The sequence below is a fragment of the Halobacterium sp. NMX12-1 genome, from assembly GCF_040435975.1.
GTDB classification, from domain to species: domain Archaea; phylum Halobacteriota; class Halobacteria; order Halobacteriales; family Halobacteriaceae; genus Halobacterium; species Halobacterium hubeiense.
Genome location: NZ_CP159206.1, coordinates 16,780 through 28,651, shown reverse-complemented (window position 1 = coordinate 28,651; position 11,872 = coordinate 16,780). Strand labels below are relative to the sequence as shown.

Below are 11,872 nucleotides of genomic sequence, written 5' to 3'. Positions count from 1 at the left end.
CACAATCGGTTGTTCGGAGACGAGCGTAGATATGAACCGTAATACGGGTCACGTCGACGGTGAAGAAGCCGAACTCGCTGTCGCAGCCCATCTTGTCCGACAAGGATGTCGAGTGTCCTACACCCACGGGTTGTACAAATACGACCTCGTTGCTGACAAAGACGACGAACTCCTCCGAGTACAGGTCAAGAAAGCGAACCAAAACAACGAGGAACCCTGGAAATATCGGCTGTTCACAGAACAGTATCAGGAAGGGCAGGTCGATATTTTTGCCGGGTATATCGTTGAGAGGGACAAGGTATTCTACGTTGCTTTCGACGAAGTCGGGAGCAACAATTTCAGGATAAATACAAAAGACAGAGCAGAATTATCCGACCATAACGCGAGCGTGGCAAACCTACTCGAGGACTATACGTTCGAACGAGCATTTCGTCGATATATGACAGATGCAGAGACGGAAGAACAGAACGAGAAGTCGTCATCTGACCCAGTAGAGGGGCAATGAATTCGTTAAATTCTGGCGACTCGATACGTCTGAATGGTACTTCGGCCGAGGTCATCAAAACATACTCCGTCGGCGACCTCGACTATCTCCGGGCCTACGTCGAAGAGGCCGGCGTGAAAACCGTCTGTATCGACGACGTCGAGGTCGAACCCAAACGCGATCAGATTGGGGAACTGCGCTCGGCGTCAGCCGAACAGCTACATCCCGACCACGAATCGGTCTCGGCCGAGTGGTTCGACCTACGTTCGCAAGCCCTTCAGCTTCAGATCGCCCACGAGCAGGGACAGCTACTGAGCATCTCGAACTCACTCGTCCGTCTCGAACCCTACCAGCTCGCCGCGGTCAACTGGGTGATGCAGAAGCTGCGCCAACGTGCGCTCATCGCCGACGACGTCGGCCTCGGGAAGACCATCGAAGCCGGCCTCATCCTCAAAGAGCTCACCGCCCGCAACCGCGCTGACCGCGTCTTGTTCGTCGTTCCCGCCCACCTCCAGAAGAAGTGGATTCGGGATATGGACCGCTTCTTCGACATCGACCTCACACCGGCCGACCGGCAGTGGGTCGAGGGCGAACGCCGCCGACTCGGCGAGGAGGCCAACATCTGGGACCAAGACCACCAACAGATGGTCACGAGTCAGGCCTTCCTCCGACAGGACGAGTTCCAGCCGGCCCTCGAGGAAGCGTTCTGGGACGTCGTGATAGTCGATGAGGCACACAAAGCCGCCAAACGGGGTGAGTCCCCCAGTAAGACGTCGAAGATGGTCGAACGGGTCGCCGGTAACTCTGACTCCTTGCTGCTCCTCAGCGCGACCCCACACGACGGCAAGGGCGAGGCGTTCCGCTCGCTTGTCGAGTACATCGATCCCTTCCTCGTCGCTGAGGACCAAGACCTCTCGAAGGAGGCCGTCGACCGCGTGATGATTCGTCGCGGGAAGCAAACGCTGTACGACGATGACGGCGAGCGCATCTTCCCCGACCGTGAGGTCAACACCGTTCCCGTGGAGATGACCCACGACGAGCGGCAGTTCTATCGGGCCGTTACTGACTACGTCCAGAACGTCTATAACCGCTCCGAGAAGCTGAACGAGCCAGCGGTCGGGTTCGCCATGGCGCTGATGCAGAAACGTCTTGTCAGCAGTATCGGTGCCATCCAAGCGACGCTGAGCCGTCGGTTGGGCGACCTCGTCGATGAACAGTCGACCTCCACCAGTCTCTCGGAAGAGGCCTCCGCGTATCTCGACGGCGAGGACCTCGACGAAGAGGACAAACAACGAGCTGAGGAGGAACTCTCGGCGCTGACCGTGACCGAGAGCGATGCGCAACTCGAAGAGGAGATCGAAACGCTCCGCGACCTTGTCTCACTCGCCGAGGGCATCTCCGTCGACTCGAAGGCCCAGAAGGTCCGCCGCTACATCCAGCAGCTGCTGGAAGAGCAACCCGACGAGAAACTCCTGCTGTTCACCGAGTATCGGGACACGCTGGACTACCTCCTCGACCTTGTGAAGGACGAACCCTGGGCCGACGAGATCCTCGTCATCCACGGTGACGTCGACAAGGAGGAACGCGCCCGCATCGAGGAGGAGTTCAACCACGGCCAGTCCAGGCTGCTATTTGCGACCGACGCAGCGAGCGAGGGGATTGACCTCCAGCACAGTTGCCACATCATGGTGAACTACGAGCTGCCGTGGAACCCGAACCGCCTGGAGCAGCGCATCGGCCGGCTCCACCGCTACGGCCAGGACAAGGAGGTCAAGGTCTGGAACTTCACGTTCGAGGACACTCGCGAGGGGGAGATCTTCGACATGCTCCAGAACAAGGTCGAGAACATCCGCGGCAAACTCGGCAACACGGCGGACGTGTTGGGGATGCTCGACGACATCAACGTCGACTCGCTCATCATGGAGTCCATCCAGAACGACGAACCGGCGAGTGCAACCAAGGAGGAACTCGAGGAGCTCATCGACGAGCGTCAACGCACGCTCCAGGAGTGGTACGAACGCAGCCTCATCGACACGAGCACGTTTGACCAGGAGAGCCGGGAGAAGATTCAGGAGGTGATGGACGAGTCCGAGGACGTCTACGGGACGGAGGCCGACATCCACGAGTTCGTCGAACGCGGCGTCGAGGCGCTCGGTGGCGACGTCGAGAAAGCCGGGAGCAATCTCTACAGGGCACAGCTGCCACGCTCCCTACGGCAAGGGCCGGACGAGGAGTACGGGCCATTCACCTTCAGCCGAGACTTCGCGATGGACCACGATGGTATCGACTACGTCTCACCCGATGATGATCTGGTCCAGCGGCTTATGCAACAAATCCTGGATGGTGAGCAGGGCGATGTTGGGCTAAAGCTCCTCCCGTTCGTCGACGAACCGGGGATTGCGTACAACTACCGTGTAACGTTCGAGGATGGGACGGGCGAGGTCATTCGGGAAGATATGATCCCTGTGTATGTCGATGCCCGCCATCATGACCCCCGGCAGCGGATGGGTCAGCGCGTTGTTCAGGGTGATAGTATCAAAGGGTCGCCCGACGCTGACCGGGTACGATCGCTGATACAGAGTCAGGATCAGCTGCGAGAAGCTGCGGACCGGTACATCAGCCAGCAGGTCACGTCTTTGCGGGAAGAACTACACGAGCGCCGCCGAGAGGAGACCCAGCAAGAACTGGATGACCTCGAGGAGTATGCGGAGGCTGAACGCCAGCGAATCGAGGAGTTCATCGAGAACTATGAGCGGAAAGCAGAGGCTGGGTCAAATATGGATATCGCGATCCGTGGTCAACAAGAACGGCTCAACAAACTTGAGCAGCGTATCGAAGACCGGCGCCAAGAATTGCAGCGGAAGGCTCGAGTCATCTCACTTGCGCCAGAGGTGGAGAACGTTTGCTTTGCTCTCCCGGTCTAATCGATTCCAGAGCTGGGCGGGAGTGCTTCGCTGCCGGCGCGTCAGACCGACTTTCGTGAAGGCTTCTCGTAAACGTCGACGGAGACCACACGCTCGGGTGGGTAGTACGAGACGGGTACGTGGCCACTGTCGAGTTCGCCACCATGCGACGGGCCGATGCATCTAATCCATCCCTCGTCCACAATCTCCCAGTCGTCGTATTCGCGCTCGATCTCGCCCTCCCCGTGCTTGTCTACGAGGTGGACGACCACACCCTCGGTTCTGTCGTCTGCCATATTCGTGGCGTCGAAAGGGTGACAGTTGATTGTTCCGTGTCGCATCGTACCTAAGGATCAGCCCGCAAAGTCGCCGATCTCGGTCTGCTCCAGTTCGGCTTGCACGTCCTTGACGAACTCGTCTACCTTTCGCTGAAGCGCCTGAAGCGACTTCGAAACCCCCTTCCACTCGTCCTTGTTCCCGGCCTGCACCTTCTCGATGTGCTCGTTTAGCCCCTTCTGCTGGTACTTGTTGATGACCTTCTCGGTGTGCGCACGGAGTTCTTTCTTCATTTCCTCGTCGAGGTCAACCCACAGCGGGTGTGCGTCCTCAAGCAAGTCATCGACGTCGAACGTGTCCTGTTCGAGGGCGACGTGGACGGTAGACTGAAGGATCGAGATGGTGAATTGCTGATAGTCGTCATCATTCGTCCCAACGTCGAACGGGAAGTAGTCAGTCGGAAGTCGCCGCGTACCCGTCCTGATCGGGAACTGCGCCTGCAGTTCCTCAAGGTTGAACTCGTAGTCCTGGAGGGTGCGGATGGTGAACTGCTTGGCGTCCTCGTCAAAGTGGATGACCGCGAAGTCGTTCTCGGGGAGGAACGGGTTGACGGAGAGATCGGCGAACGACGAGTAGGCGAACTCGGCGTCGTAGTCTTCACTGGCCTCGGCGGACGAGACGACGCCACGGGTGAGCAAGAACTCGGGTGAATGATGAATAGCCTCGTACTTCTCGTTCTGCTCCTCTTTCAGGGTTTTCGATTTACAGTCGATGACGATGGAGTGGTTGTGACCGCGGCTGGTAAGAATCAGGTCAGGGTTCACAGCGTCCCTGTCGTGGAAGAAATGGGGATCGATGATATCGACGGTGTAGCCGAGACGGCGGAGCGCGTCGGGGAACGTCCTGTCGATCTGGCAGAGAGCGATCCAAGCGTTGATTTGCTGGGTGTGATCGGAGACGTTTTGCATCACTCCAGCACCTCCATCACGGCATTCGAGTCGTAGTGACGCTGGAGGTTAGCGTAGATTCGGAGAGCTGTATTCCCGCACGCTTCCTCGTCAAGGTATAGACGTATCCACTCCGGGCAAATCTCCATCGTGTACTTGTCGTTGTTGTGGAGATCGATGCCCTTCACCTTCCAATACTGCTCGTCCAACTTCGTCTTCGCGCCCCACAGACGGAGCGGGTTCTTCGCTGTGATGACGTTCTCGATGAACTCTCGGACATCCTCGATTTCGTTATCCAGCTCGATGACGAGCGGTGTGCCGCCGATTCCGGTGCCGTGTTCTTTCGACTCGTAGGAGATGCGGTGGTGTTCCTCGATCCGTTGGAGGAGATCAGCGTACCGGTTCTTGATCTCGTCCACGGTGTCGATGTGGAGCTGGATGGAATCGCCACCCGAGGTGGTGAAGCGGCCGTTGTGGGTGACACGCTCCAAGACGAACGAGCCACCGATCTCGCGCTTGATGCCGACCGACGAGAGTGAAAGGAAGGAGGACAGCTCCTCTTGGTTGTCGAGAATGTCGAACAGCGTGCTGGTTCCACGGCCGCTACTCTGGACGGAGAGGTCTCCGAAGTCCAACCGGTCGTCAATATAGTCCGAGGAGAACACCTCATCAGCTTCATAGCTAACACCCACGTCGCGGAATTCGCCCATGTTCATCACGTCGCGCTGTTGTTCGACGGGCATCCACGTGTAGTCGAGGCCGTTGCGGACGCCGCTCACCATATCCTTCACGACCGCCTTCGCGTCGTCGGACTCCTCAAGGGTGTAGAGCGTCCAAAACCGCGAGTCGCTGGAGTCGAGGAAGAAGGTGTGCTTGTTACCGTTGCGGCGGATTACGAGTTCGTGGAGGTCAAAGTCCACTTCGCGTGCCTCGGCGATGTTTACTCGTTCCCGGAGTTGCTCGGGTGTGACGTTCGACTCGATGAGGAACGTCTTGAGCATCGTTTGTCCGGATTGCAGTTCCTGATCGTCCACCAGCTCCTCATACGTGCCCTCGATGGTGTACTCGAGGTGTTCGAACAGGTCACGTCGGCTCTGGATGCTGGTGGTGGACATTCTTCCGAGGTTCTTGTTCCGATTTAGTGGTTCGTGTGCCCAGTATGTTAATAATTACTAGACCGGTGTGAAAGTGGATTTTTGTCGCGTAACCAGAGGTTCTGACAGGAGGGTCTTATTCGTGATGATGTGATTATAGGCAAATCACGGGAATAAATCCAGATACGGTGGTTACTGAGGGGTAGTGACAAGCGGAATAGCGGGAAAACGTGTGACTCTCAGAGTCCTCGATTGATTGGTATCAGAAGAGATGGGTTTCGACTGGAATATTCGAGAGGTAACGATGGTAGCACGGAGAAGACAACCGGCGTTTCCAGTATTGCCAATAATACCGGCGTTTAAGTACCTCTCTCACTCCACTATTGCCAGTAACGAGACGGGAGGGAAGAAGCTGTCACGTCTCTAGTCTAGTTACTATTATTCCACCCACTACAGCCATTTGCGTTTCCGCTAGTACGGTTTTGGTTTTACGCCTATTATAATAAAAGTATCGCTGACTAGAGAGGGGGTCAACGACCCCCTCCAGTTGTTGCGAAGGTTTACTGGCAATAGTGGAGAGTGTGTTTTTTATAAGTAGATGCGATACTGGCATAACTGGTTCGAGTGGTGGGTTAGTGGCGATACTGGAACCCCTGGTTTTATGATGGTTCTTCGTCTTGGGTCCGCCTATGGGCCGATTCAATCGAGAATCGTTCATCATCCAGGACAAAGACGTCCTCCGAGATGATTATCAGCCAGAGACGCTCGAGGAGCGGGATGAAGAACTCGACGAATATGCGGCCGCTCTCCGTCCCGTCATTCAGGGCTGGCAACCGAACAACGTCTTTCTTTATGGCGTTACCGGCGTTGGGAAGACAGCTGCGACGCACGATCTTCTTGAGGAGCTGCAGGAATCTGCCGAAGAATATGATGACGTCGATCTCAACGTTATCGAACTCAACTGTACTGGTTGCACCACATCCTATCAGGTAGCGGTCAATCTCGTGAACGAGATTCGCTCTCCATCCCATCCTCTCACTACTGTCTCGTCTCCACGCGAACCCATGAGTGAAACCGGATATCAGCAAAAGCGTATCTTCAACGAACTCTACAATGACCTCGAGTCGGTCGGTGGGACGATTCTCGTGGTCTTGGACGAGATCGATAATATCGGATCGGATGACGATATCTTGTACGAACTCCCGCGAGCACGCTCACAGCTGGATCTCGATGTGAAATTAGGTGTAGTCGGCATCTCGAATGATTTCAAATTCCGCGAAAACCTCTCTCCGAAGGTCAAGGATACGCTCTGCGAGGAGGAAATTCTATTCCCTCCCTACGACGCGACGGAATTACAGAATATTCTCCGGCAACGCGCCGATATTGCGTTCTACGATGATGTTCTTGAGACAGATGTAATTCCGTTGTGCGCAGCGTTCTCTGCACAGGATTCGGGGTCGGCTCGACAGGCGCTACGGTTACTCCGTAAAGCAGCCGATATCGCCGAAAACGAGGCAATGGCCGACGGGGAGGCGAAGATCACCGAGGAGCACGTTCGGGAGGGCGAACATCAAATTCAGCGCCAACAGGTTGTCGAGGGAATGCATTCACTGACCCGACAGGGACAGTATGTGCTACTAACAGTCTGCCAGCTGGCAGCAGAGGGTGAAACACCCGAACGGACGAAACTGATCTATGAACGGTATCAAGAGGTCCTTCGTGATCACGGCAGTGAACCGCTGAAACGCAGGCGGGTACACGACCACTTGTCAGATTTGAGCCTCCACGGAATCCTGCGGTTGGTCGACTCGTCGGGTGGACGCGGGAACTACAACGAATACGAGCTTGATGTCTCTCTATCGTCAGCTCTTGATGCACTCGAGGGTGAGCTAGGAGAGCTTGACGATATTCGTGAAACTGCGAAACGGCATCGGGTTCTGGAATGACTTCAGAACCGCCAACACCAGTACTGCCAATACCCTCTCCACTTTTGCCAGTAACCACGTAACCGTCAGTGCCAGTTTTTCCAGTACCCTCTCCGGTGTTGCCAGTACCTCCATATATGGAATATATATGATTTGATTCTCAAACACCCTGATTGCCAGTAACTCTATGATGCACTATTGTACGCCGCTTTTACTGGCAATAGTGGAGTGTCTGACGAAGTATCAGATAATTAGATGGTGTCGCCCCTCATCCGTAAATTGCGACCGATGTGAACGCTCATCCCTCAACAAGTACGAACTCACTCGTCGGGATTAACTGGTCTCTTATACTTAGAGCGGATTCTGTCGCCATCTCGCCACTGCCAGTAGTAGTAGCGATTGTCGTTGATCTTCTTGATCGTGATTGTAGCCTTCGAGGGGACGTCGTCCGGATGATCCCCTGGTCGGTCCTCGATCTGTTCTTCCTCGTCCTGTTCGGCCAGTCGGGCTTCGCGTTCGCGATGTTCGGCGAGTTCCTCGGCAAACTGGGCGATATGCTTGAGCACCTCTGGTGATTGCTTATTGAGCATCTCCACGACGTCGTCGGGGATTTCTTGCGGTGGGGATGGTGGCGAGTAAGACATGGGTCACGGCGTGTTAACCAACACTGGCACTGGAATCTTCTTGCTGTTGGTTAATCTGGGGATTTATCGAATCGAGAGCTCTTCGAGGACCGCCACTGTTGCTTCGAGTTCCCTCCGCCGCGCTTCTCGTTCGTCGATTTCCTGCTCTAGTTCGAGAATTCGTTCCGAAAGCTGCTCCGTCACGTCTATTGTCGCCGGAAGCCGTCCATCTGGACGTGGGACGCTCCCGCTCCGAATCTCGATGTCGACCCGTCGTAGGTGCTTACAGCCACCGCTCGGCTGGCGCTTCGTGAAGTCTGGACACGTACACGTCTTGCTCGCGACGTCGACTTCATAGGTGTTCCCCGATGCCGACTCCACCTCGTACACACCACCTTTCCTGAGTAACGAGATGTCCATCTCCTCCGTTCGAGCACGCTCGGTACGAGGATCGCTGTCCTCTTGGTATTCGTCATCGCCAACCGTCGGCTGCTGCCCATCTCCTCCAAGGGTCGTGGTCGTGGAAGTGGCAGCGACAACGCCGCCATCGGCGGCGAATCCATCTCGTTCGTGTTCGTCTCGATTCGTCTCTTCAGTCTCGCTTGTCTCGTTTCGTCCGGACATGGATCATTCGGGTTCTGTCCGACGTGACGAGTGCAGTCACGCCGCCACCCCTTCGTCGGCGCGAAAAACCACTCCTACAACGCAGTACTGCAGAACCCTCCGCGACTCCGGCTTCCCGCGAGACACAGACTCGTTACTCGTCGACGGTTTCGATGAGCTCCTCAGCAGTCGACCCGATTCGACCAAGCCGCTCCTGAATCGCGTCTGCGTCGTCGTCCTGCCACGCGGCCAAGTAGAACGCGGACCCACTCGTATCCAGTCCGAAATACCGCCCGACGATGTACGCGACTGCCTCGGCCTCAACCTCGCGTTTCGATCGCTCAGTCTCGTCGGTGACATCGGCGTGGAGTAGGGCGTGAGCGAACTCGTGGATGAGTGTCACGGCGAGGTCGGCCTGATTCGAGCGGGCTTTCGCCTCGACGACGGGTTGGAGATCACGCGTACTTCGGTATTTGCAGACGCCCTTGGCGTCGCCATGTTCCCACTCGGCAGCGTCGACGATACGAACTGTCATGCCGATCTCAGCAGCTGCATCCTTGAGTGCGGGCACGAGGTCGTCGGCATCGCCAGTCGCCTCAGTCTCCAGCTCAGGAAGCGGCTCACCCTCGGTCTGAGACACATCGAAGACGGCAGTGGGCTTGAACCCGACGAGCCCCTCGGACCACTCCTTGGGTGGCGTCTCGTCGTACTCACAGTCGCTTTGCTCGTGGTAGCTGGGCGAGTTCTCGCATTCGGGACACTGCTTCGTAATGATTGGCGCCCAGATCCAGATTGCCTGTTCGCCTTCCTGGACGTGGCGGTCGAACTCATTCCGCCAGGAATTGTAGCCTGCAACCTTCGTCGCATCGGGACGCTGGAGCTTGATGAGCAGCGAGTTTCGATATGAGTAGTCGTGGAAGCGACTCTGGACGTCGAGCCACTCTTGGAACTCGTCGCTGGCCTGTGCCTCGTCGACGTCGTCAACGAGCTCGTCGATCCACGCTTCGATGGTGCTGTGCATCTCGCCGTCTCGCGTGTCGGTCTCCTCGAAGGAGACCGACGGGTCACTGGTCGTAGCCATAATATTCACCGAATCGAGTTCACCGCGATTGCATCAGTTCAGGACGCGCCGCACCCCTTGGGGGCGCACAAAAAAACTCGCGCTGGCGGTCACCGCAAGGCTGCTTTCTCGTCAGCGAAGCCGATCGCGACGAGGTACTCGAGGAACGCGTCGAAGTGGTCAACGTCGCTGGGGGTGTCGGTCGCGAGGTGTCGTGCCCACTCGATAGCCCACTGGAAGGCGGGATCCGTGCCGCCCTTCCCGTGAATGTACCACCACCGAGCCGCTTTCAGTATGACCAGTGGATTCGTCGGTGGGTGCTCACCGGCGAGTCCACGGGTGATGGACTCGATTTCGTCGGGGATGTCGGTGGGATTGACCTCGCCTGATTGCGTGTTGTCGATATCGATCGGAATGTCGTCGATTGAGACGTTGTTTGTCTGTTGTTGACTCACAGGAACTCACCTCAGGCTGAGAGCTTTCGGAGACGCCCTCGCCCTCTCCGGGGGTTCGAAAAACAGAACGTTGTGTTACGCCGGCGCGGAGTGGATATTCTGCTCGTCGATGACGAAGCGGAGGGCGTGTGAGAAGATCGATTAGCTGCATCTGATGGCTTCCTATTTACAAGGCGGAACGTATTTTCCCGTAACGGTGGACCGGTGGTGTATGGAGATTGGATTGGTGAGCTGTACGAAGGCAAAGGAGGACTCGGCGTCGACGCCGAGGGAACTCTACGACCCCTCCGCGCTGTTCCGGAAGGCCCGGAGCTACGTCGAGGAGAACCACGATGTGTGGTACGTGCTTTCGGCGAAGTACAACGTTCTTGATCCAGACGGCTCGCCGATCGAGCCCTTACGACGAGACGCTGAACAACGCTGGCGTCGAAGAGCGACGAGAGTGGAGCCGAACTGTCGTCGGACAGCTACGGGAGCGCGACCTGCTCGCGGAGGGGAACACTCTCGTTATTCACGCTGGGAAGGCGTACTACGAGGAACTCCTGCCGCTGCTCCACGACGAGCCCGTCGACGTCGGGATTCCAACCGAGGGACTACGGATGGGTGAGACGCTGTCGTGGTATAATGAACGAATCTAGGTTCTACGCCGCAGATTGGCTCGGCGTAGAGTGGTCGAATTGGGGGACTCTCGACCCCGGCGGGGACCATCTATCCACGTTCTCTACTGACGAGGGGCTTTACCGCGTTCGCCACCCCGCCCGCCCCGGTCTGGAGTATATCGGCGAGACTGGGCGCAGCGTCCGTGGTCGAGTCCGTGCGCTCGCCCACGGGGCGTTCGCCGAGGAAATGCCTTATCGCGATCCACACACCGCGGCACCATGTCTTTGGGCTGTCCAGCAGGAGGAGGCCGAGAAACTGGAGGTGTCGGTCACGACGCCGACGCTCGCTGAGGACAAGCAATCCCGAAAGGCGTTCGAGGACGCGCTAATCGCAGTCTACCGCCGTGAAATGGGCGAGAGTCCGACGGCGAACTTCGGCCGGATTATTGACGGCTACCGGCAGTCGACGTACCGCAGCGGCGAGGAACGCGGCGGGCGGCTCGAACCGGGCCAGACGGAGTCTAACACCGAGGACGGTGTCGGCCCGCTGGATTGGAGCCGGAGCAGCGACGTGCTCTCGGAGGACTGGATGGGGCTCTTGTGGTCGTCTCCGCGGCCGCTGGCAGACGCGGACACGTCGATTCCGACGGACGATGGGCTGTACCGGATCTGGCGCGAGGGCGAGGCACCGCCGCTGGAGTACATTGGGCAGAGTTCGAATCTCAAGTCACGGCTGTATCGTCACCGGCGAAACCGGCACGAGGCGTTGCTGTTCTCGTACTCGGAACTGGGGGAGCACGACGCCCAGCACAAGCGCGAAGAGGTTGAGACGGAGCTTATCGGCGTTCACTGGCTGGCAGTTGGGGAGAGTCCAGAAGATCAGTTCTAGATGTCATACCCCCT

The 11,872-nt window shown here is 57.3% G+C and carries 12 protein-coding genes and 1 pseudogene; 6 read left to right on the top strand and 7 right to left on the bottom strand.

Features of this window, described 5'->3' with window-relative positions:
- The first annotated feature begins 112 nt into the window (after positions 1–112).
- Positions 113–505: a group I intron-associated PD-(D/E)XK endonuclease gene (locus ABSL23_RS16925; RefSeq protein ID WP_353635626.1), complete on the top strand. Its 393-nt coding sequence runs from the start codon at positions 113–115 to the stop codon at positions 503–505.
- Complete coding sequence (locus ABSL23_RS16920) at positions 502–3,408, top strand: helicase-related protein (protein WP_353635625.1); 2,907 nt, start codon at positions 502–504, stop codon at positions 3,406–3,408. The genes ABSL23_RS16925 and ABSL23_RS16920 overlap by 4 nt, the downstream gene beginning before the upstream one ends.
- Positions 3,409–3,449: 41 nt before the next feature.
- Here the strand turns inward: ABSL23_RS16920 and ABSL23_RS16915 are convergent, their stop codons facing one another.
- Genes ABSL23_RS16915 through ABSL23_RS16905 form a run of 3 tightly spaced genes read right to left on the bottom strand, consistent with a single transcriptional unit; the run spans position 3,450 to position 5,725 of the window.
- Positions 3,450–3,683 carry a hypothetical protein gene (locus ABSL23_RS16915; RefSeq protein ID WP_353635624.1) on the bottom strand — a complete coding sequence of 78 codons (234 nt, stop codon included), beginning with the start codon at positions 3,681–3,683 and terminating at the stop codon, positions 3,450–3,452.
- A 57-nt stretch (positions 3,684–3,740) separates the two neighbouring features.
- Entirely contained in the window at positions 3,741–4,631 is an 891-nt protein-coding gene (locus ABSL23_RS16910) for a hypothetical protein (RefSeq protein ID WP_353635623.1), read from the bottom strand.
- Positions 4,631–5,725 (bottom strand): hypothetical protein, encoded by a 1,095-nt coding sequence (locus ABSL23_RS16905; RefSeq protein WP_353635622.1) that lies wholly within the window; start codon positions 5,723–5,725, stop codon positions 4,631–4,633. The genes ABSL23_RS16910 and ABSL23_RS16905 overlap by 1 nt, the downstream gene beginning before the upstream one ends.
- A gap of 668 nt (positions 5,726–6,393) precedes the next feature.
- Here ABSL23_RS16905 and ABSL23_RS16900 point away from each other — a divergent pair.
- Positions 6,394–7,650 carry an orc1/cdc6 family replication initiation protein gene (locus tag ABSL23_RS16900; protein ID WP_135823168.1) on the top strand — a complete coding sequence of 419 codons (1,257 nt, stop codon included), beginning with the start codon at positions 6,394–6,396 and terminating at the stop codon, positions 7,648–7,650.
- Between the two features lie 299 nt (positions 7,651–7,949).
- Here ABSL23_RS16900 and ABSL23_RS16895 read toward each other — a convergent pair whose 3' ends face one another.
- From ABSL23_RS16895 to ABSL23_RS16880, 4 genes are all read right to left on the bottom strand, one after another.
- Positions 7,950–8,273 (bottom strand): hypothetical protein, encoded by a 324-nt coding sequence (locus tag ABSL23_RS16895; protein WP_353635621.1) that lies wholly within the window; start codon positions 8,271–8,273, stop codon positions 7,950–7,952.
- A gap of 63 nt (positions 8,274–8,336) precedes the next feature.
- Positions 8,337–8,876, bottom strand: a complete 540-nt coding sequence (locus ABSL23_RS16890; RefSeq protein WP_353635620.1) for a hypothetical protein — start codon at positions 8,874–8,876, stop codon at positions 8,337–8,339.
- A 133-nt stretch (positions 8,877–9,009) separates the two neighbouring features.
- Complete coding sequence (locus tag ABSL23_RS16885) at positions 9,010–9,936, bottom strand: ImmA/IrrE family metallo-endopeptidase (RefSeq protein WP_353635619.1); 927 nt, start codon at positions 9,934–9,936, stop codon at positions 9,010–9,012.
- Between the two features lie 89 nt (positions 9,937–10,025).
- Complete coding sequence (locus tag ABSL23_RS16880; RefSeq protein ID WP_353635618.1) at positions 10,026–10,370, bottom strand: hypothetical protein; 345 nt, start codon at positions 10,368–10,370, stop codon at positions 10,026–10,028.
- Between the two features lie 154 nt (positions 10,371–10,524).
- Here ABSL23_RS16880 and ABSL23_RS16875 point away from each other — a divergent pair.
- The 3 genes and pseudogenes from ABSL23_RS16875 to ABSL23_RS16865 form a co-directional block, all read left to right on the top strand.
- Positions 10,525–10,692: pseudogene (locus ABSL23_RS16875) on the top strand (hypothetical protein); the annotation flags it as partial.
- A gap of 46 nt (positions 10,693–10,738) precedes the next feature.
- Positions 10,739–11,008 (top strand): DUF6884 domain-containing protein, encoded by a 270-nt coding sequence (locus ABSL23_RS16870; RefSeq protein ID WP_353635617.1) that lies wholly within the window; start codon positions 10,739–10,741, stop codon positions 11,006–11,008.
- On the top strand, positions 10,995–11,858 hold the full coding sequence (locus ABSL23_RS16865) for a GIY-YIG nuclease family protein (protein WP_285254300.1): 864 nt from the start codon (positions 10,995–10,997) through the stop codon (positions 11,856–11,858). The genes ABSL23_RS16870 and ABSL23_RS16865 overlap by 14 nt, the downstream gene beginning before the upstream one ends.
- The last annotated feature ends 14 nt before the right edge of the window (positions 11,859–11,872 follow it).

What these genes read in the sequence shown, in the direction of transcription:
- ABSL23_RS16890 (WP_353635620.1), bottom strand. Translation starts at nt 8,876, where the DNA reads ATGTCCGGACGAAACGAGACAAGCGAGACTGAAGAGACGAATCGAGAC.
- ABSL23_RS16905 (WP_353635622.1), bottom strand. Translation starts at nt 5,725, where the DNA reads ATGTCCACCACCAGCATCCAGAGCCGACGTGACCTGTTCGAACACCTC.
- ABSL23_RS16865 (WP_285254300.1), top strand. Translation starts at nt 10,995, where the DNA reads ATGAACGAATCTAGGTTCTACGCCGCAGATTGGCTCGGCGTAGAGTGG.
- ABSL23_RS16885 (WP_353635619.1), bottom strand. Translation starts at nt 9,936, where the DNA reads ATGGCTACGACCAGTGACCCGTCGGTCTCCTTCGAGGAGACCGACACG.
- ABSL23_RS16910 (WP_353635623.1), bottom strand. Translation starts at nt 4,631, where the DNA reads ATGCAAAACGTCTCCGATCACACCCAGCAAATCAACGCTTGGATCGCT.
- ABSL23_RS16915 (WP_353635624.1), bottom strand. Translation starts at nt 3,683, where the DNA reads ATGGCAGACGACAGAACCGAGGGTGTGGTCGTCCACCTCGTAGACAAG.
- ABSL23_RS16920 (WP_353635625.1), top strand. Translation starts at nt 502, where the DNA reads ATGAATTCGTTAAATTCTGGCGACTCGATACGTCTGAATGGTACTTCG.
- ABSL23_RS16900 (WP_135823168.1), top strand. Translation starts at nt 6,394, where the DNA reads ATGGGCCGATTCAATCGAGAATCGTTCATCATCCAGGACAAAGACGTC.
- ABSL23_RS16895 (WP_353635621.1), bottom strand. Translation starts at nt 8,273, where the DNA reads ATGTCTTACTCGCCACCATCCCCACCGCAAGAAATCCCCGACGACGTC.